Here is a 20,667-nt window from a genome sequence, read left to right as displayed (position 1 = left end):
GTTATACGGTCATCCACGCTGTATCCGTAGGGTTTACTCTCCAATTGTTCAATTTCTCAATATCTTCTTCTAAAATATACCCTTCACGGCTCGCAACTTGGATTAAGCTAGCATAATCACTTAGTGAATAAGATCGTATATTAGCTGTTTCAAGTTGTTTTCTTCCTTCCTCTAATCCATATGTAAAGATCGATACAACCCCTAATACATCGCAACCAGCTTCACGAAGAGCCTGTACGGAATCAATCACACTTCCTCCCGTTGAAATAAGATCTTCAATGACAATAACTTTATCACCCGGCCCTACTTTTCCTTCTACTTGATTGCCTTTACCATGGCCTTTTGGTTTAGAACGCACATAGCACATCGGCAGATTCATATTTTCACTTACCCAAGCAGCATGGGCAATCGCTCCTGTCGCTGTCCCAGCAATAATTTCGGTATCAGGAAAATGTTCTGCAATTAATGTTTGCAAGCCAGTCGCGATTTGTCTGCGAACATCAGGATAAGAAAGGGTTAATCTGTTATCACAATAAATAGGGGATTTAATACCAGAGGACCATGTGAATGGGTCATTCGGTTGTAAGAATACGGCTTTAATTTTTAATAATTGTTCTGCAATTTGTTCATTTAACATGTTGTATACCCTCCCAGGCTCTCTTGATTGTTTGATAAGCGGATAGTGGCTCATTTGCTCCGGTAATCGCCCTGCCGACGACTATGAAGTCTGAACCGAGCTCTCTCGCTTTTTGTGGAGTTGCGATTCTAATCTGGTCATGTGCGTTTCCATCAGCCAAACGAATACCTGGCGTCACAGTTAGGAAGTTCGAACCTAATTCAAAATGGATACTACTTACTTCAAGTGGTGAACAGACCACTCCATCTAATCCTGATTGTTTAGCAAGGCGAGCATAGTGGAGCACTGATCGTTCCAATTCTCCTTCAATTAATTGTTCCTTATTCATCTGACTAGTGCTTGTGCTCGTTAGCTGCGTAACCGCGATACAAGTTGGTCTATTTTTTCCGGATACTGTCCCGGAATTTAGACCTTCCAATGCAGCCTCCATCATTCTTTGACCACCTGCAGCATGTACATTTGTAATGTCCACTTCAAGGCTGGCAAGTACTTTCATAGCACTTTTCACTGTATTAGGAATATCATGAAGCTTTAGATCAAGGAATACTTGATGATTATTTTCTTTTAAGTACTCTACAATCGCAGGACCCGATTGATAATATAATTCCATCCCGACTTTTACAAATAATTTTTCTGTTTGGAATTTTGATAAAAAATCTTTTGTTTCCTTAATTCCTGGAAAATCAAGCGCGATGATTGGCAAATTGCTCATGTTTATTCCAACTCCTTCCCGTACATTCTGATATATGATTATATCCTAATTTTTTTAGAAGAACGGGTAACTCTTCAATAATTTTTGGGCAAACAAATGGATCGGTAAAATTAGCAGTTCCGACAGCGACAGCACTTGCTCCTGCATAGAAAAATTCGATAACATCTTCTGCCGTCATGATGCCTCCCATACCAATGATCGGAATCGTTACTGCTTGACTCACTTCATAAATCATTCGTATAGCGACTGGTTTAATCGCCGGACCTGATAATCCACCTGTTTTATTGGCGAGGATTGGAATACCCGTTTTCATATCAAGACGCATGCCCATTAATGTGTTAATCATTGTCAAACCATCGGCGCCACCAGCCTCGACAGCTTGAGCCATTTCCACGATGTTTGTAACATTTGGAGATAACTTCACGTATACTGGAACTTCCGAGACTGCTCTAACCGCTTCCGTTACGTTTTTTGCAACGAGAGGATCCGTTCCAAACGTAATCCCTCCTTCCTTGACATTGGGGCAGGAAATATTTAATTCGAGCGCCTTCACGTTACTTATCTTGCTGATTTCCCTAGCAACCGTTACATAATCTTCTACTTGAGATCCTGCTATATTAGCAATAATCGGCACATCAAACTGGTTAAGCCATGGTAATTCATCTGCCATAACGTGCTTTAAACCTGGGTTTTGCAGTCCAATCGCATTTAACATCCCAGAAGACGTTTCAGCAACTCTTGGTGTCGGATTACCAAAACGTGGTTCGGGGGTTGTGGCCTTCACCATAATCGCACCAAGAACATTCAAATCATATAAATTCCCAAATTCCTTACCAAAGCCAAAACAGCCAGACGCAGGCATGATTGGGTTTTTTAAGTCTAACCCTGGTAATTGGATATCAAGCATATTCATAGAACCACCTCTCCCGCACGAAAGACCGGACCGTCACTACATACTTTTTTATAATGAAAACCTGTCGGATCATCGGCTGTGTGACACACACAAGCAAAGCAAGCGCCGATTCCACAGCCCATCCGTTCTTCAAGTGAAAGAAATACCTCTTTCGTTTCTTTGTAGGCAGACTCCAATGCACGAAGCATTGGGGTTGGCCCACAAGCAAAGATTGTTGTATAGCTATCACTTAATTTATCAATAACATCCGTTACAAAACCTTTTGTTCCATGGCTGCCATCGACTGTTGTAATATAGGTTTCACCCAACGCTTGGAACTTCTCTTCATAAAAAACCGTCGCAGCATTTTGAAAACCTAGGACATGGATAACATTTACACCTAATTTCGTTAACCGTTGTGATAGTTCGTATAAAGGAGGAACACCAATCCCTCCTCCTACTAGCAACGCTGTTTCTCCTGGCATCGCAGCCTCTGCCGGAAATCCATTTCCAAGTGGCCCAAGAACATCAATTGCAGCGTCATTCTTTTCTTGCGATAACAGAGAGGTCCCTTTTCCCTCTGCACGATATACCATTGTAAAGGTATTATTCTCTTTGTCGATTGCCGAGATGCTAATCGGTCTTCTTAAAAGTGGTTCATACCCGTTTCCTGTCTTAATGTGTACAAATTGCCCTGGTTGATTCATTTCAGTAACAAGGCTTCCGGATAAAGTCAGCTCATAAATCGATTCTGCAATTTCTTGTTGGCTGACGATTTTCATTGCCTCATTTTTTATCATGTATAGATAACCTCCCGACTCTGAGATGCATGTTCCATTGGCTCTGCTGTGAAATTCATCGACTCAATTACCCCAAGAATCGCTTCAGCTGTATCAAGTGATGTTAGACAAGGGATATTATTTTCAACAGATTCGCGGCGAATCCGGAAACCGTCACGCTCAGGCTGTTTTCCTTTCGTTAATGTATTCACAACAAGCTGTGCTTCACCCATTCTAATTACATCTAGAACATTTTTATGCTCAGAGCCGATTTTATCAACGATTGATACTGGGATGTTTTCATTTTTCAGCATGGCTGCGGTACCGCTTGTTGCAATCAGGTTGTAACCAATTGCATGAAAGCGCCTTGCAAGCTGTAACACTTCTTGTTTATCTTTGTCAGCCACTGTCAACAAGACTGACCCATGTTCTCTAACTTCCATACCAGATGCAACAAGCCCTTTATACAACGCTTTTTCCAATGTGACGTCCTTACCCATTACTTCACCTGTAGATTTCATTTCAGGTCCTAAAGTAATATCAACTCTTTTCAATTTCGCAAAAGAGAACACAGGTACTTTTACATAGACACCTTTCTTCTCAGGCACAAGTCCATTGCTAAACCCTAGTTCCTCTAATGTCTTACCTAGAATGACCTTCGTGGCAAGATTAGCCATTGGAATATTCGTGATTTTACTTAAAAACGGAACTGTACGACTAGATCGAGGGTTTACTTCAATTACATATACCTCATCTTTACTTATGACATATTGAATATTAAGTAAGCCGATAATATTGAGTCCTTTTGCTAATTTCTCCGTATATTCTACGATTTTCTCCATTTGCAAAGTGGTAATATTTTGCGGAGGATAGACGGCAATAGAGTCGCCTGAATGGACGCCAGCACGCTCGATATGTTCCATTATTCCCGGAATAACAACTGTATTCCCATCTGAAATGGCATCTACTTCAATTTCTTTTCCTGTTAAATAACGGTCAATTAGGACAGGATGTTCCGGATTAATTTTCACTGCATGTTTCATATAGTGCAGAAGTTCTTCTTCTTTATCGACAATTTCCATCGCTCTACCACCAAGCACATAGGAAGGTCTGACTAATGTAGGATAGCCAATTTCTGTTGCGATTTTGACTGCTTCTTCAACCGAAAAGGCTGTTTTTCCTTTTGGCTGTGGGATCGCCATTTCTGATAATGCATGTTCGAACTTATCTCTATTCTCTGCCCGATCCAAATCTTCAAGTGATGTACCGAGGATCGTCACTCCATGTTCCGCTAATTGTGCAGCAAGATTGATCGCCGTTTGCCCACCAAATTGAACGATAACCCCAATCGGCTTTTCAAGGTCAATCACATGCATAACATCTTCAATGGTTAACGGTTCAAAATACAATTTGTCAGAAATACTGAAATCAGTTGATACAGTTTCTGGATTATTATTGATGATAATGGCTTCATACCCTGCTTCTTTTATCGCCCAAACGGAATGAACGGTCGCATAATCAAACTCTACGCCTTGACCGATGCGGATTGGGCCTGATCCAAGGACAACAACACTTTTCTTATCTGTCACTACTGACTCATTCTCATCCTCAAACGTACCGTAAAAGTATGGTGTCTCTGACTCGAATTCTGCTGCACACGTATCAACCATTTTGTATACCGGCATAATCCCTTTTTCTTTTCGCCACTTGTATACCGTTATTTCTTGTTCTTGCCAAAGAGATGCAATTTTTTTATCAGAAAAGCCCATTTGCTTACCCGTCAATAATACTTCTTCATCAAATGGATTCTGCTTTAATTCTTTTTCAAAATCAACGATGTTTTTTAATTTTTGTAAAAAGAATAAATCGATTTCGCTCCAATCATGAATCGTTTGAATCGTCACACCTCTGCGTAAGGCTTCACCGATATAAAACAATCGTTCATCACCAGCTTTTCGGATTCTCTTTTCGATTACAGCATCATCCGTATCTTCTTGTAGCTCTAAATGATGGAAGCCTGCTTCTAGTGAACGGACCGCTTTTAAGATTGACTCTTCAAATGTACGTCCGATTGCCATTACTTCGCCCGTTGCTTTCATTTGTGTTCCGAGATTCCGATTAGCTGATTCGAATTTATCGAATGGCCAGCGAGGAATTTTCGTTACGACATAATCCAGAGCTGGTTCAAAGCTTGCATATGTTTTACCTGTTACCGGGTTCATCATTTCATCTAGCGTTAACCCAACGGCAATCTTTGCAGCTAGTTTAGCGATCGGATAGCCTGTTGCTTTTGATGCAAGTGCAGAAGAACGACTTACACGCGGATTCACTTCAATAACATAATATTGATAGCTGTCTGGGTCAAGTGCAAGCTGGACATTGCAGCCCCCTTCGATCTTCAGCGCTCTGATGATTTTTAATGATGTGTTTCTAAGCATTTGATATTCACGGTCACTTAATGTTTGGCTTGGCGCAGCTACGATCGAATCGCCTGTATGGACACCTACCGGATCGAAATTCTCCATATTACAGACAACGATTGCATTGTCATTCGCATCACGCATTACTTCATATTCAATTTCTTTGAAGCCAGCGATGCTTTTTTCTAACAAGCATTGAGTAACCGGACTGCTTTTTAGTCCTCCAGTTACAATTTCAAGTAATTCGTCTTCATCTGAACAAATCCCACCGCCTGTTCCACCTAATGTAAAGGCTGGGCGGACAATGACTGGGTAGCCTACTTGTTCTACGAATTGTTTTGCTTCTTCTAGGTTATGAATAATTTCACTGTCCGGTACAGGTTCGCCAAGTTCATTCATTAAGTTACGGAATAAATCTCGATCCTCCGCTTGTTGAATCGCAGATAGCTTTGTTCCAAGTATTTCGACGCCACATTCTTCGAGAATTCCAGCATTCGCAAGCTCTACTGCCATATTTAGTCCTGTCTGGCCTCCCAATGTTGGCAATAAAGCATCAGGACGTTCTTTACGGATAATTTTACTTACAAATTCAAGTGTAATCGGCTCTATATAAACTTTGTCAGCCATTTCACTGTCTGTCATAATCGTTGCTGGATTTGAATTAATCAAAATGACGCGGTATCCTTCTTCTTTTAAAGCCATACAAGCTTGAGTTCCTGCATAATCGAATTCTGCTGCTTGACCGATGACGATAGGACCTGAACCAATCACAAGGATGCTTTTTATATTTGTACGTTTTGGCATAATACTTCCCCTCCCGCCGCATGGGCTTCAATCATTTTGTAAAATTCATCAAATAAGTAATTAGCGTCTTGTGGACCTGGTGATGCTTCTGGATGGTATTGCACAGTAAATGCTGGGTATGTTTTATGCTTTAACCCTTCAATTGTTTCGTCATTCAATGCAATATGAGTTACTTCAAGGTCTGTTCCTTGGATCGAGTCTACGTTTACGGTATAGCCATGATTCTGAGAAGTTAAGGCAACTTTTCCAGTTCGTAAGTCTTTCACAGGATGATTCGAACCGCGGTGGCCGAATTTCATTTTTTCGGTTTTGCATCCATTTGCTAAAGCAAACAACTGATGACCTAAACAAATTCCAAAAATCGGAACTTTACCTTGTAGTTCTTTGATCATTTCAATCGCACACGTTACATCTTCTGGATCTCCAGGTCCGTTCGATAGCATGATGCCATCAGGATGGAGATTTAACACTTCTTTAGCCGTAGAATTATGTGGCACAACAATTACATCGAATCCACGATCATTCAAATCTCTTAAAATACCTTGTTTCATTCCATAATCAACAAGTACGACCCGATATCCTCTGCCTGGATTGCGATATGCTGTTTTCGTCGAAACTTGCTTAACTTGGGTAACAGGCAAAACGGTTGCTTTCATTTGTTCGATAATACTTTCCGATTTATGGTTCAGGCCGCAAATGATCCCTTTTAATGTTCCATGGTTACGAATGATTCTTGTGAGCTTTCTCGTATCAATGCCGCTTATCCCTGGGATTCCCTTTTGTTTTAAAAATTCATCCAAAGACAATTCACTGCGCCAATTTGATGGGAGTTCCGCCACTTCTTTAACGACCATTCCAGCAATCGCTGGATGAATCGATTCAAAATCATCACGATTTATGCCGTAATTTCCGATCAGTGGATATGTTAATGTTACAATTTGTCCGCAGTATGAAGGGTCTGACAAAATTTCTTGATACCCCGTCATTCCTGTATTAAATACAACTTCACCAATTTTTTCAGTCGTGCTACCAAATGCTTTTCCAATAAAAACCGTACCATCTTCTAAGATTAGTTGTCTTTTCATTGTTTTACACTTCCTTTTTCCCATGCTACTTTACCTGCTGCAATTGTCATAACCGGCCATCCTGTACATGTTTGCCCATGAAATGGTGTATTTTTTCCTTTAGAAACAAACTCATTTCGATCAATGATTTGTTCTACTTCTAAATCTAGCAAAACAATATCTGCGCAAGCTCCTTCTTTGATCTCACCATATGGAAGGGAGAATGCTTCGGCAGGTTTTTTTGTCATATAATCAAGTAACTGTCCGATAGTAAGGATGTTTGTTTTTACAAAGTTTGTATATAAAAGCGGGAACGCAGTCTCTAATCCAACAATTCCGAATGGAGCTAATTCCATACCTTCTGCTTTTTCCTTTTCATGATGTGGGGCATGGTCAGTCGCGATAAAATCAATGGTACCGTCTAATAATCCTTCAATCAGAGCAGCCCGATCTTCTTTCCCTCTTAACGGTGGGTTCATTTTATAATTCGTATCCAATTCTGGTATATCTTCATCACATAGAAGAAGATGATGTGGAGACACCTCGGCCGTAACATGAATTCCTGCCCGTTTAGCATCTCTGACTACTCTTACCGATTCCTTTGTACTTATATGACACACATGGTAATGACAGCCCGCTGCTTCTGCAAGTAGGATGTCACGAGCAATATGTACGGATTCACATACAGATGGGATCCCTCTGAGTCCATGGGCTTCAGAAAAACTCCCTTCATGTACACACCCTTTATTGATTAATGTTTCTTCTTCACAATGTGCAACGATTGGCATTCCAAGCTTTGCCGCTCGCTTCATCGCTTCAAGCATCATCCCTGCACTCTGAATCCCCACGCCATCATCAGTAAAAGCAAATGCGCCTGTTTCTTTCAATGTAGCGAATTCCGTGAGTTCTTTTCCTGCTTCCCTTATCGTAATTGAGGCATATGGCAATACACGAACATGTGCTGTTTCGTCAATTATTGAAAGAATACTCTCAAGATGTTCTTTCGTATCAGGAACAGGTCGTGTATTGGGCATCGTAGCTAGTGTAGTGTAACCGCCCTTTGCAGCAGCAAGCGTTCCAGAAGCGATCGTTTCTTTATGCTCACCGCCTGGTTCACGTAAATGTACATGAAGATCGATAAGACCTGGAGCAACAAGCAGTCCTGAAGCATCGATCATTTCACAATTTTCCCCTGATAAATTTGGCCCAATTTTCGTGATGACATTACCTACTATTTCAATATCTGCATGAAATAATTGGTGGTTCTTATCGAGCAATACTCCATTTTTGATTAGTTTCTTCATGAATATTTCCCCCTTTTTTTTCTGCTAGCGCTGTTTTTAATACGGCCATTCTTACATATACACCATTTTCCATTTGCTTAAAGATACGTGATCGCTCACATTCAACTAATTCACTATCTATTTCTACACCGCGGTTAATTGGTGCTGGATGCATGATAATAGCCTGCTTTTTCATCGTTTTTTCACGTTTTTTTGTGAGGCCGTATCTTTGTAAATAATCATCGATCATTTTCTCACTGTTTTGATGATGACGTTCATGCTGGATACGTAAAAGCATAACAACATCAGCAGTGGCAACCGCTTCATCAATAGGTTCATAACTTCCCTGATTCATATTTTGATTAAACCATTCAGGTGGTCCGGAAAAAACGACATTCGCACCTAATCTAGTGAGGGCATCTGCATTCGATCTCGCAACCCTGCTATGTAATATGTCACCAATAATGGCAATTTTCAACCCTTTAAAGCTATCAAACTCCTGCTTAATCGTCATTAAATCGAGAAGGGATTGAGTAGGATGGTGACCACAACCATCACCTGCATTGATCACCGGGATTTTCAATTTACCGATAAGTTCATTAAAGTATTGATCCGTCTCATGTCTAATTACAAGAGCCTCTACACCAATTGACTCTAATGTTTTTGCCGTATCGTAAAGCGTTTCTCCTTTCAGAACACTAGATGTTCCCGCATCAAAAGGAATAACTTCTAAGCCAAGCTTTCTTTCAGCCACTTCAAAACTGCTCTTTGTTCTTGTACTAGCTTCAAAGAATAAATTAGCAATCATTGTCTGTTGCGACGGTCTCCACGTTTCTCCATTAGCAAACTGCTCTGCTTCTATAAGCAATTGCTCGATTTCCATCGTAGTCAATTCACTCATTGTCAATAAATTTTTCATGATAAGGCTCCCTCCCCATTAACGATTAAGCTTAAAAAAATACCCTGCCATAAAAGGACAGGGTGAGGGTAGGCAAAGATAGAAGGTGAAGTACATTCACCTCTCTTTCCTATCACACCCTTAGCAGCCTCTCTGGACTTCGTTTAAAAGGTGATAAAATCTATATGGTATTTTTTATTAAAAGGATTAATTTTCAAACATATCTCCTGATACTTTTTCTCTTCCAGGTAAGATAAGATTTAGTAAGATGCCGACGATTGCAGATAATGCCATTCCAGATAAGGAAATTTCAGCCGATAATTTCAGGAATGCACCGCCAATCCCTAATACTAGTATGACAGAGGCGATCATTAAATTTCGTTTTTTATCAAAATCGATTTTATTATCGACCAGCATTCTCAAGCCGCTTGATGCAATGATTCCGAACAAGAGAATGGAGATGCCGCCCATAACTGCTGAAGGAATCGAGCTAATTACTGCAGAAATTTTACCAACAAATCCGAAAATGATGGCTGTTACCGCTGCACCACCGATAATGTATACACTGTATGCTCTTGTCATTGTTAGCACACCGATATTTTCACCATATGAGGTAAGGGGTGGCCCACCAATGATTGAGCCAATCAAAATCCCTGCACCATCCCCTGCAATCGAACGATGTAAGCCAGGCTTTTCAAGGAAGTTTCGTCCCACTACTTTACTTAATACCATTTGATGGCCAATATGTTCGGAAAGAGTCACAATCGCGACTGGAACCATAATGGCGATGACACCCCAAGAAAATGTAGGTGTGTATGTTGCAAATGGCACCATGAATTCTGGTATTTCAAACCAATTTGCTTCTCGAATTGGTTCAAAATTAACGATGCCAGCAATAATGGAGCAAATGTATCCGACGGTAATACCGATTAAAATCGGGATCAATCCGAAGAAGCCTTTAAAATAAATGTTCCCAACAATCGTTACAATTAAAGTAATCAGGGCAATTGTGATATTCGTAATACTATAAATTTGATGATCTGTATTTGGATTCATATACATCGCCATATTGACAGCCGTTGGAGCTAAGCTCAAGCCAATAACCATAATAACTGGACCAACGACAACTGGCGGTAGGATATTCATTAACCAATTTAAACCTGCTTTATAAATAATTAATGCAACAAGCCCGTATACCAAACCTGCAACGAAACAGCCGATCATGGCACTGCCGGGACCACTCGAAGCTTTAGCGGCAATAATTGGTGAAATAAAGGCGAACGATGATCCTAGATAGGCTGGAATCTTTCCTTTTGTAATAAGTAGGTATGCTAATGTTCCTAGTCCACTTGATACGAGTGCTACCGCTGGACTTAGTCCTACTAAGAAGGGAACAAGTACTGTCGCACCGAACATGGCGAATAAATGCTGTAAACTTAATGTAATCCAATGTCCTAATTTAGGTACATCTTCTACATCATACATGATGTCTTTTTTCTTTACTTGTTCCACGAAACTTTCCTCCCATTCACATAAAAAAACCTCTTTGCCGTGTGCACAAAGAGGTTTGCTTAAGAGTTGATTATGCCTGTATAAAGGCATGATCACGTCTTTAGCATACTCCCCTTTGTCAGCCTCTCAGGACCACCTATTAAAAAGGGCTTTATTTATTTTTCTAATATACTTACTTGATCTTCATGATCAACTTCAGTTAAGGCGACAGATATTTTCTCTGTTTGGGATGTTGGTACGTTCTTACCCACAAAATCCGCACGTATCGGCAATTCTCGATGACCTCTGTCTATTAAGACTGCAAGCTGGATTTGTGAAGGTCTTCCCATATCAACTAGTGCATCCATTCCTGCCCGTACTGTTCTGCCTGTATACAAAACGTCATCCACGAGAATAACGGTTTTTTGCTCAATTTCGACTGGAATATCTGATCCGTTTACGATCGGATTTCCATCCGCTGTCGTTTTTGATAAATCATCGCGGTAAAGTGTGATATCAAGCTCTCCCACTTGTATCCCCTTGCCTTCGATTTCACTGATTCTTTCTGCCAATCGATTTGCAAGGTAAATTCCTCGTGTTCGAATCCCAATTAAAACGCAATTTTCAATGCCTTTATTTTTCTCGATGATCTCATGCGCAATCCTAGTCAGTGCACGACGAATCGCTTGTTCATCTAACACTATGGCTTTCTCAGTCATGTATGTCTCCCCTTCTCACTATATGATGGGTTTATTATCATTAAAAAATCCCCATACCAAGAAGGCATAGGGATTTTTTAAAAATTGGCAACATAAGGTCGGCCAATTAATCCGTTTTCCTTCTCGGTCTCACTGGACCGATTTAAAGGTTCATATTTAACTTATTTTTATTTTATCTCTATTTCTCAAAGCTGTCAATTACTTTTAGTTAAGTAATCCAACAATTCTTCAAACTCTTTTGGAAGCGGTGCTTCGAATTCTATATACTCCTTCGATCTTGGATGTACAAAGCCCAACAGTCCTGCGTGTAGAGCTTGTCCATTTATATCCAATGTTTTCCTTGGACCGTATTTCGGATCTCCAGCGAGCGGATACCCGATATATTTCATGTGAACACGAATTTGGTGGGTTCTCCCTGTCTCTAATTGACATTCAACATGAGTGAAATTCTTGAATCGTTCGATTACCCTGAAATGAGTGACAGCATTTTTTGAATTTTCATCAGTCACAGTCATACTTTGGCGATCTTTCTTGTCACGACCAATTGGTGCATCAATCGTTCCAAAATCATGGGGAATCACACCGTGTACAATTGCTTGATATTTTCTAGTTACGGATTTATCAACCAACTGTTGTACAAGACCTTCATGGGCCATATCATTTTTAGCAACCATTAATAAACCAGATGTATCTTTATCAATACGATGAACAATTCCTGGACGCATGACGCCATTAATTCCTGATAAATCCGTACAGTGTGCCATTAAACCATTCACGAGTGTCCCAGAAGTATGACCTGGTGCCGGGTGAACGACCATCCCGCGAGGTTTATTCACGACAAGAACATCACTGTCTTCATAGAAAATCTCTAAATTCATTTCTTCTGCGACAACATCCAATTCTTCAAGTTCAGGAATTGTAACGATGACCTCATCGCCTTCTTGACATTTGTAATTCGTTTTCACAGCAACACCATTCACAAGAACATGGCCCTCTTTAATCCATTGCTGAACTTGATTACGAGACCATTCTGCGTTCAAAGTTGCTAACGCCTTGTCAATTCGCGCTTTACTTTCTGTTGATTCAATGTTGTATGTAAAATTAGTCATTCTTTCGCTCCTTTTTTTCTTGTCTTTCTGATAAAAACATATAAATTACGAGTAAGGCAACACCAATACAAAGTGCTGAATCGGCAACATTAAATACTGGGAAGCTATAATTAAAAATGTACGTATGAACGAAATCCACTACTTCTTTTCTGATCACTCGATCAATGAAATTACCAATCGCTCCACCTAGCATTAAGCCAAGCGCTACTCCGAGAAGTTTACTTTCTTTGCTCAATTTCTGAATGTAGTAGATGATGCCGATCATGACGACTATCGTAATCACGTAAAAGAACCACATTTGACCTTGAAGAATTCCCCAGGCAGCACCACGATTTCGATGTGAAGTTATATATAGATAATTTTCAATAATTTCGATACTTTCCCCATATTCCATCTTTTTTACAACCAACCACTTCGTTAACTGATCAGCTGCAATAACCAACAGGGCAATTATATAGTAGAACACATTCAATCCCCCAAACTAATCGCAATCTTTTCTTATGAATTGTAGCATAATCTTGATTCATTGCATAATGAAGATTGTTTTTTAAGCCGAATTTTAAAAATGCGTGTTCAAAAAGGAGATTAAGTAGAACCGCGAAGTTCGAGGAGCAACAGAGCTTTGATGCAATTCGCAAGCTTTTTTAGCGGACTTTTTTGAACAACCTCTAAAAGGCCTGTCCCCACATCATGATGTTCTCTGGATATCATGATGTGGAAAACAGACCTGATGACACATCCTTATTGGATGGCTAATTTAGTTTGTATAATGTTCCGTCATAACTGTAGCGCAGCGAGGGCAAAGAGTTGGATGTGCTTCAACTGTCCCGACTTTTTCTGAAACATTCCAGCAGCGTTCACATGTTTCACCTTCAGCTTTTTCAACTACGATTACGGCTTTGTCTAATTTAATTCCTTGATCAGGAGCCTCTTCCACTGTTCCACCTACTTCAAACTTAGAAACAATGAATAGTTGTTCAAGATTTTCTTCGATGCTATTCAACAAAGTCTTTTCTTTTTCATCTACATAAACAGTTACTTTGGCGTTCAAAGATTTCCCAATCACTTTTTGATTTCTTGCTTCTTCTAACGCTTTAAGTACATCATCACGAAGATCTAAGAAAGCATTCCACTTTTCTTCGATGGTGTTCGTGTTGGTCACTGAATATTCTTCAGGCATCAATGTTAGCTGAGCGCTCTCCTCGGAAACACCAGGAATGAATGCCCAAACTTCATCTGCTGTATGAGAAAGGATCGGTGAAACAAGCTTAGTCAAACTTACTAGTGCTTCGTATAAGAAAGTTTGAATAGCTCTGCGATCGTGGCTATCCGGTGCCTCACAATATAAAATATCCTTTGCATAATCCAAGTAGAAAGCACTTAAATCAAGCGTACAGAAATTATTGACAAGGTGATAGATGGATGCAAATTCATAGTTTTCATAGGCCAATTTTGTTTGTTTGATCAATTTATTCAATTTAATCATCATAAACTGATCGACTTCATGAAGATTTTCAAATGCAACTTTATCGGTTTCTGGATTAAATCCTTCCAAATTCCCTAAAAGGAAACGGAATGTATTTCGAATTTTACGATATACATCTGCCACTTGTTTAAGAATGGGGTCAGATACACGTACATCTGATTGATAGTCTACAGAAGCAACCCATAAACGAAGAATATCTGCTCCCAGTTGATTCATTACTTTTGCTGGTATTACGACGTTGCCAATTGACTTACTCATTTTACGACCTTCGCCATCAAGAGCAAAACCATGACTTAGTACGCCTTTATACGGCGCTTTCCCTGTTACTGCTACTGCTGTTGAAAGCGATGAGTTAAACCAACCGCGATATTGGTCTGACCCTTCTAAATACAAATCAGCAGGGCGTTGCAAGTCTTCACGCTCTTCCAAAACGGCTTGATGTGATGATCCTGAATCGAACCAAACATCCATAATATCTGTTTCTTTTGTAAAGAGACCATTTGGACTACCAACATGTGAAAATCCTTCCGGAAGCAAGTCCTTCGCTTCACGTTCAAACCAAACGTTTGATCCATGTTCGCGGAATAAATCAGATACATGATTAATCGTCTCATCTGTGATGATTTCCTGGCCATCTTCTGCATAAAAGACAGGAATCGGAACTCCCCAAGCACGTTGACGAGAAATACACCAGTCTCCACGGTCACGAACCATATTATACAGACGAGTTTCTCCCCAAGCTGGAACCCATTTTGTTTCTTCAATTGCTGTCAATAGATCACTTCGGAAATCTTTAATGGATGCAAACCATTGAGCGGTTGCACGGAAGATTGTCGGTTTCTTCGTCCGCCAGTCATGTGGATATGAGTGGGTAATGAAGCTCAATTTTAATAATGCGCCAATTTCCTGTAACTTTTCAGTAATCGGTTTATTTGCCTCATCATAGAAAAGACCCGCAAACTCTCCTGCTTCTTCAGTCATAACCCCTTTTTCATCAACTGGGCACAAAACATCAAGACCGTATTTTTGACCAACGATAAAGTCATCTTCCCCGTGTCCAGGCGCAGTGTGCACACAACCAGTACCAGCATCTGTTGTTACATGTTCACCGAGCATAACAAGCGATTGACGGTCATATAGAGGATGTTTCGCTAAAACGTGTTCTAGTTCATTCCCTTTTACCGTTTTAACAACAGTTGGATTTTCCCAAGCGATTGTCGCAGTGACTGCTTCAAGTAGTGCTTGTGCAACTACATAGTGTGTTCCATCCACTTCTACGACAACATATGTCAAATCAGGGTGAACGGAAATACCTAGGTTTGCTGGAATGGTCCAAGGAGTCGTTGTCCAGATCACGATTTTCGTGCCTTTTTCAAGGACATCCTTACCGTCTACAACATCAAACGCAACATAAATCGATGCTGAGCGTTTATCTTGGTATTCGATCTCAGCTTCAGCAAGTGCAGATTCACTTGAAGGAGACCAATAAACTGGTTTTTTCCCTTTATAAATATACCCTTTCTTCGCCATATCACCGAACACTTTAATTTGCTGTGCTTCGTATTCAGGCTTTAGAGTAATATATGGGTTTTCCCAATCGCCACGAACACCTAAACGTTTAAATTGCTCACGTTGACCATCAATTTGTTGATATGCATATTCTTCACAAAGCTTACGAAATTCTGCGACACTCATTTCTTTCCGCTTTACACCTTTTTTTGTTAAAGCCGTTTCAATTGGAAGACCGTGTGTATCCCAACCAGGTACGTATGGTGCGTGAAAACCAGTCATTGATTTAAAACGAACAATGAAGTCCTTCAAAACCTTGTTTAAAGCATGCCCCATATGGATATCTCCATTTGCATAGGGAGGTCCATCATGAAGGATGAAAAGCGGACGGCCTTTCGTTTTTTCCTGAACCTTTTGATAAATATTCATTTCTTCCCATGCTGATTGCATTTCAGGTTCTCTTTTCGGTAAATTTCCTCTCATCGGAAATTCTGTTTTTGGCATCAATAAAGTATCTTTGTATTCCATTATTCTTCCTCCATCCTATTAGAAAAGCTTAAAACGCCTTTACGGAACTTCTCCTATCGTCCACCACATCCTCTGGCGAACATTGTAGTCAGCACATCCTGTATAATTCTGATAAAGCATGTGGTTCTCCAAATAAATAGTCTGTATTTTGACTCCCTACACTGGAGGCTATACGGGGTTATGCTTTGCTGAATACAGATAGACCCAGTCTCTATCGACATAAAAAATTCTGTAACGTTTTTAAGCAACAAAAAAAGTCCTCTCATCCCTAAAATAGGGACGAGAAGACTTATATTCCCGCGGTACCACCCTGGCTAGATAAAGTATTAGACAATCTTTATCCTCTCAAGCATTCGTAACGTGAATGTAACGCCTTGTTTACTGCCATTAACGGGTTCGACTCGGAACTCCAGGGTGATATTCAATACGTTCACTTATACCGGACTTCCACCATCTCCAGTTCGCTTAAATAAGTGTATGAATGCATTTACTATCCCTATCATCGTTTCATATCAATATTAAGTTGATTGTAAGAAATTATATGCGAAATAAGTGCAAAAAGTCAAGAAGGGATTATGAATCTTTGTCTGCAAATTCTGTTGCATCGACTTCATATTCCATTAGGTGGTCCCAGTCATCTGAACCTAGCAAATCTAACTGCGCTTCAACTAGCATCTTGAACCTTATCCTAAATACTTTGGATTGTTTTTTCAAATCTTCAATTTCCAGAGCAAGTTTTCTTGCTTTGCTGAGTGAATCATTAACTATCCGATCTGCGTTCTTCTCAGCTTCTTTAATTATCAACTTTGCTTCTTTTTGGGCGTTACGTTTTACTTCTTCGGCAGCCTCTTGAGCAATGATGATGGATTTATTCAGTGTTCCCTCAATATTATTAAAATGGCCAAGACGATCGTCTACTTCATTCAGTTTCTGTTCAAGTTCTTTTTTTTCCCGGAGAATCAGCTCATAATCCTTAATAATCTGATCAAGAAATTCATTTACTTCATCTTCATCATATCCACGGAAGCCTTTACTGAACTCCTTATTATGTATATCAATCGGGGTTAATGGCATGATGCACCTCCACGTATTCTCTATAAGTCTTATATTTATGACAACATTCACGTGTTTCCTACTAATTTCTTCGTTATTTTTTCCTGCCGATACTAACTCGCCATTTATCTTTTTTCGTTTTACCATCTATCGACAAGACCTTGGCTCTACCAAATCCTCTCACAGATAAAGTGTCCCCTTCACGGCATTCCATTGAACCCTGCTCAGTACTTTTGAAATTGACCTTTACCTTGCCAGCAGCTAGTAAGGCTTGGGCTTTTTGTCTCGATAAATTAGTAAAGGCTGCAAGTAGGGCATCAAGTCGAAGCGATGATACGGTATGACTCTGCTCCTCCCAGTTCCCTTGCTCTACAATAATTTCTGTTAAAGAAAGCTTTTTTATGGAAACAGAAGCTTTGCCCATCTTTTCTAAGTTTGCAGTAAGATAATCCTCAATTTCCGCAGCCGCGATAAATTGAATATTCTGTCCATCTACTAAAATGTCACCAAATTTTTCACGCTTCAAACCAAGCGACATAAGTGTTCCTAGAACATGCCTATGCGTAAGCGAAATAAATTTCTTTGGATACGATATTTCGTATAAAGTCATTTGATAGTCTGCTTCCTCTGGAACATAATAATCGGGATAAATGAGGGCACGTTTGCGCTCTACCACTTCACTGCCTCCAAAAAATCGCAGCAAAGCGGCAGCATCATTTCCAGCCAAAGCAAGTAAGATTTGTTGTTCACGCGGATTAAGAAAATCAGTTAATCTGGGAGAATAATTCTGCTTTACTGCCTCTATCCATCCAAGTGCACGATCAATAAACTCTTTTTCTTCCGGCCTGAAATGCTGGTAAATATTCATGAAATAATACTCCCTTTAAAAGGTTGTTCAAAAGGTCCAGTAAACAAGCTTGCGAATTTCTTTGTCACTTCGTCTCTTAAGTTCTTACGTATTACTGGATACCCGCAAGGTTTGAGACTATCGCTCGCAAAATTTCTTGGCTTTTTTGAACACGCACTATAAAAAGCCTTTAGAGCCATGAGAAAATCTGCCTGATCCCATATCCTGCAAACTGCAGAGCAAGTATTGCAACAATTGGTGAAAAGTCAATCATTCCAAAAGACGGAACAAATCTTCTAAACGGTTCTAAATATGGCTCACTGATTCTAGCTAAAAACTGCCCAATCGCTGTTTCTCTTGCATTAGGAAACCATGACATTAAAATATAGGCAACTAGTGCATATGAATAAAATCTAATTACCGTTAATAAAATCCCAACTAACATTGTCATTTCGCTTTACCACCTCGCTTCTTCGTACTCCTCGTCCAAAGCAAACCCGGTAATATTTCCGGAAACATCCACATTATCCGGAGTACATAAGAATATATCTGTACCAATTTTTTGTATGTCACCACTGATCGCATAAACTGTTCCGCTTAGGAAATCGACAATACGTTTAGCTTGATCATGCTGGATTCGTTGCAAGTTTACGACAACTGCACGACGATTTTTTAAATGATCTGCTACTTCTTGGGCTTCTGCATATGCACGCGGTTCTAATAATACTACTTTAGAAGATTTTTGAACACTTTGCAAACTTACTACATTCTTATTTTCATTCTGGGAGGAATGCGCGCTTTTCGATGATTTCATTGGTTTCGCTTCCTTCACCTCTTCCTCGACCAATTCTTCCCTGTATTCATATTCATCATCTAATGCGAAATATGATTTAAATTTTGATACGAATGACATGAAACGTATACCTCCTTAGGATTCCCCACCGACTAATGCAGTTCCTATGCGAATCATCGTTGCACCTTCTTCAATGGCAATAGTAAAATCATTCGACATTCCCATTGATAACTCCATACATGGTGCATGTGTCATGTTGGCAGCTTGAACTTCTTTTTGTAGCTCCTTTAATTTTTTAAAGCAAGCCCGAAGTTCATTTTCATCTTCCGTAAGAGGAGCCATTGTCATTAACCCAGCTATTTGAATATTTGTAAAAGATTCTAAATTACGAATAAACGATAACGTCTCTAAAGGAGTCATTCCATGCTTAGACTCTTCACCAGAAACATTTACCTGCACTAGACATTTTATAGGCCTAGTTGCCCGTTTTTCAATTTCTTCAGCCAATGACATCCGATCAAGAGAATGTATATATTCCACTTTATCAATGATATTTTTGACCTTCCTAGTTTGCAGGCTGCCAATATAATGCCAGGTTGGCTTGTCCCCTAATACAGCATATTTATTTAAAAGCCCTTCATCTCGATTTTCACCGAGAGACATAAGCCCAGCCTCTATTGCTTCATTAGCACGCTCCACTGAAACGTATTTTGTCACGGCTACTATCGTAATTTCATCACTGTTTCTGCCACTTTTCTGACATGCAGCTTTTATTTTTTCATCAATGATCGTTTTATTATCTACTACTCTCAATGTTCCCTTTATTCCTCCTTCCAGCCAATGAAACTCATGAGACGTCCTGACTTTCCTTGATCACGTCGATGAGAGAAAAACTTTTCGTTTTCACAGCTGGTACATAGTGTAGAAATGTCTATTTGTTCTCGAGGAACCCCGGCCTTTACTAGAATTTCAGCATTGACCTGTTTCAGATTTAGGTTATATTGTCCTTCACTAATTAAATTATATGGCTTTTCGTCATAATCTTCCAGCAATTTTTGCACAAACTTGACAACTTTATCATCGACAACATAACAATCGCCACAAATGGATGGACCAATCGTTACATGAATATCTGATGACAGGATACCCGCTTGATTCCATGACTGGATCATGGAAGTTGCAATCCCTGCGACTGTTCCCTTCCACCCCGCATGAGCTACTCCCACCATGCTATACTTTGGTGCGATGAAATAAAGAGGAACACAGTCCGCATAACAAAGGGTGAGGAGAATTTGTTTCTCTGTTGTAAAAAGTCCGTCCGTTGCTTTGAGACTGGAAAGATAATCCTTCGCACCCTTTCCACAGTCAGACGGCAAAACTTTCACAACCTTTGTCTCATGCGTCTGTTCGGCACAAACCCATTCGGTTAAAGGAAAAGATAGCTTTTCGGCTAGCAGACTGCGATTTGCGACAACATCCTCCTTGTTATCACCCACATGAAAGCCAATATTCAACGAAGCATAGGGCGCCTTGCTAACTCCACCATTTTTTGTAGTGAAACCTGCGACTAGCCCTGGAAACTTATTCATCCAGCTTTCGAGATAAAAAAACTCTTCTTCATGCAATAGAAATGGTTCTGTCAT

19 protein-coding genes and 1 other annotated feature are annotated in these 20,667 nt (G+C 40.0%); all 19 genes read right to left on the bottom strand.

Annotated features, from left to right (window positions below):
- Nucleotide 1: 1 nt before the first annotated feature.
- A complete protein-coding gene (pyrE, locus tag JNUCC23_RS07995; RefSeq protein WP_403073237.1) occupies nt 2–637 on the bottom strand; it encodes an orotate phosphoribosyltransferase in 636 nt (211 codons plus the stop codon).
- A complete protein-coding gene (pyrF, locus tag JNUCC23_RS07990; protein WP_454215142.1) occupies nt 627–1,349 on the bottom strand; it encodes an orotidine-5'-phosphate decarboxylase in 723 nt (240 codons plus the stop codon). The genes pyrE and pyrF overlap by 11 nt, the downstream gene beginning before the upstream one ends.
- Nucleotides 1,321–2,262 carry a dihydroorotate dehydrogenase gene (locus tag JNUCC23_RS07985; RefSeq protein WP_454215140.1) on the bottom strand — a complete coding sequence of 314 codons (942 nt, stop codon included), beginning with the start codon at nt 2,260–2,262 and terminating at the stop codon, nt 1,321–1,323. The genes pyrF and JNUCC23_RS07985 overlap by 29 nt, the downstream gene beginning before the upstream one ends.
- The gene (locus tag JNUCC23_RS07980) at nt 2,259–3,038 is read right to left on the bottom strand and encodes a dihydroorotate dehydrogenase electron transfer subunit (RefSeq protein WP_454216008.1); all 780 of its coding nucleotides are present in this window, start codon (nt 3,036–3,038) and stop codon (nt 2,259–2,261) included. Before JNUCC23_RS07980 ends, JNUCC23_RS07985 begins: the two co-directional genes overlap by 4 nt.
- Nucleotides 3,038–6,244 (bottom strand): carbamoyl-phosphate synthase large subunit, encoded by a 3,207-nt coding sequence (carB, locus tag JNUCC23_RS07975; RefSeq protein ID WP_403073231.1) that lies wholly within the window; start codon nt 6,242–6,244, stop codon nt 3,038–3,040. Before carB ends, JNUCC23_RS07980 begins: the two co-directional genes overlap by 1 nt.
- The gene (locus JNUCC23_RS07970) at nt 6,223–7,329 is read right to left on the bottom strand and encodes a carbamoyl phosphate synthase small subunit (protein WP_403073229.1); all 1,107 of its coding nucleotides are present in this window, start codon (nt 7,327–7,329) and stop codon (nt 6,223–6,225) included. Before JNUCC23_RS07970 ends, carB begins: the two co-directional genes overlap by 22 nt.
- The gene (locus tag JNUCC23_RS07965; RefSeq protein ID WP_403073227.1) at nt 7,326–8,612 is read right to left on the bottom strand and encodes a dihydroorotase; all 1,287 of its coding nucleotides are present in this window, start codon (nt 8,610–8,612) and stop codon (nt 7,326–7,328) included. The genes JNUCC23_RS07970 and JNUCC23_RS07965 overlap by 4 nt, the downstream gene beginning before the upstream one ends.
- Complete coding sequence (locus tag JNUCC23_RS07960; RefSeq protein WP_454215137.1) at nt 8,575–9,510, bottom strand: aspartate carbamoyltransferase catalytic subunit; 936 nt, start codon at nt 9,508–9,510, stop codon at nt 8,575–8,577. Before JNUCC23_RS07960 ends, JNUCC23_RS07965 begins: the two co-directional genes overlap by 38 nt.
- Nucleotides 9,511–9,696: 186 nt before the next feature.
- The gene (locus tag JNUCC23_RS07955; RefSeq protein ID WP_062183319.1) at nt 9,697–10,974 is read right to left on the bottom strand and encodes a solute carrier family 23 protein; all 1,278 of its coding nucleotides are present in this window, start codon (nt 10,972–10,974) and stop codon (nt 9,697–9,699) included.
- Nucleotides 10,975–11,156: 182 nt separating this feature from the next.
- The gene (gene pyrR / locus JNUCC23_RS07950) at nt 11,157–11,699 is read right to left on the bottom strand and encodes a bifunctional pyr operon transcriptional regulator/uracil phosphoribosyltransferase PyrR (protein ID WP_062181366.1); all 543 of its coding nucleotides are present in this window, start codon (nt 11,697–11,699) and stop codon (nt 11,157–11,159) included.
- Between the two features lie 194 nt (nt 11,700–11,893).
- Nucleotides 11,894–12,808, bottom strand: a complete 915-nt coding sequence (locus tag JNUCC23_RS07945; RefSeq protein ID WP_403073222.1) for an RluA family pseudouridine synthase — start codon at nt 12,806–12,808, stop codon at nt 11,894–11,896.
- Entirely contained in the window at nt 12,801–13,274 is a 474-nt protein-coding gene (lspA, locus tag JNUCC23_RS07940; RefSeq protein ID WP_403073220.1) for a signal peptidase II, read from the bottom strand. Before lspA ends, JNUCC23_RS07945 begins: the two co-directional genes overlap by 8 nt.
- A gap of 291 nt (nt 13,275–13,565) precedes the next feature.
- The gene (ileS, locus tag JNUCC23_RS07935) at nt 13,566–16,331 is read right to left on the bottom strand and encodes an isoleucine--tRNA ligase (protein WP_454215135.1); all 2,766 of its coding nucleotides are present in this window, start codon (nt 16,329–16,331) and stop codon (nt 13,566–13,568) included.
- A gap of 272 nt (nt 16,332–16,603) precedes the next feature.
- Nucleotides 16,604–16,843, bottom strand: a binding site (T-box leader).
- A gap of 61 nt (nt 16,844–16,904) precedes the next feature.
- Nucleotides 16,905–17,405, bottom strand: coding sequence for a DivIVA domain-containing protein (locus tag JNUCC23_RS07930; RefSeq protein ID WP_062181377.1), 501 nt, complete (start codon nt 17,403–17,405; stop codon nt 16,905–16,907).
- 73 nt (nt 17,406–17,478) lie between these two features.
- Nucleotides 17,479–18,252, bottom strand: a complete 774-nt coding sequence (locus JNUCC23_RS07925) for a YlmH family RNA-binding protein (protein WP_403073216.1) — start codon at nt 18,250–18,252, stop codon at nt 17,479–17,481.
- Between the two features lie 169 nt (nt 18,253–18,421).
- Nucleotides 18,422–18,682: a YggT family protein gene (locus tag JNUCC23_RS07920; RefSeq protein ID WP_403073214.1), complete on the bottom strand. Its 261-nt coding sequence runs from the start codon at nt 18,680–18,682 to the stop codon at nt 18,422–18,424.
- 6 nt (nt 18,683–18,688) lie between these two features.
- The gene (locus tag JNUCC23_RS07915) at nt 18,689–19,144 is read right to left on the bottom strand and encodes a cell division protein SepF (protein WP_403073212.1); all 456 of its coding nucleotides are present in this window, start codon (nt 19,142–19,144) and stop codon (nt 18,689–18,691) included.
- Between the two features lie 15 nt (nt 19,145–19,159).
- Nucleotides 19,160–19,837 carry a YggS family pyridoxal phosphate-dependent enzyme gene (locus JNUCC23_RS07910; protein ID WP_403073210.1) on the bottom strand — a complete coding sequence of 226 codons (678 nt, stop codon included), beginning with the start codon at nt 19,835–19,837 and terminating at the stop codon, nt 19,160–19,162.
- An 8-nt stretch (nt 19,838–19,845) separates the two neighbouring features.
- Nucleotides 19,846–20,667 carry a peptidoglycan editing factor PgeF gene (gene pgeF, locus JNUCC23_RS07905; RefSeq protein WP_454215131.1) on the bottom strand — a complete coding sequence of 274 codons (822 nt, stop codon included), beginning with the start codon at nt 20,665–20,667 and terminating at the stop codon, nt 19,846–19,848.

Source organism: Peribacillus sp. JNUCC 23, assembly GCF_053653995.1.
Note: the sequence above shows the minus strand (reverse complement) of the source record. Positions and strands in the feature narration are given on the sequence as shown.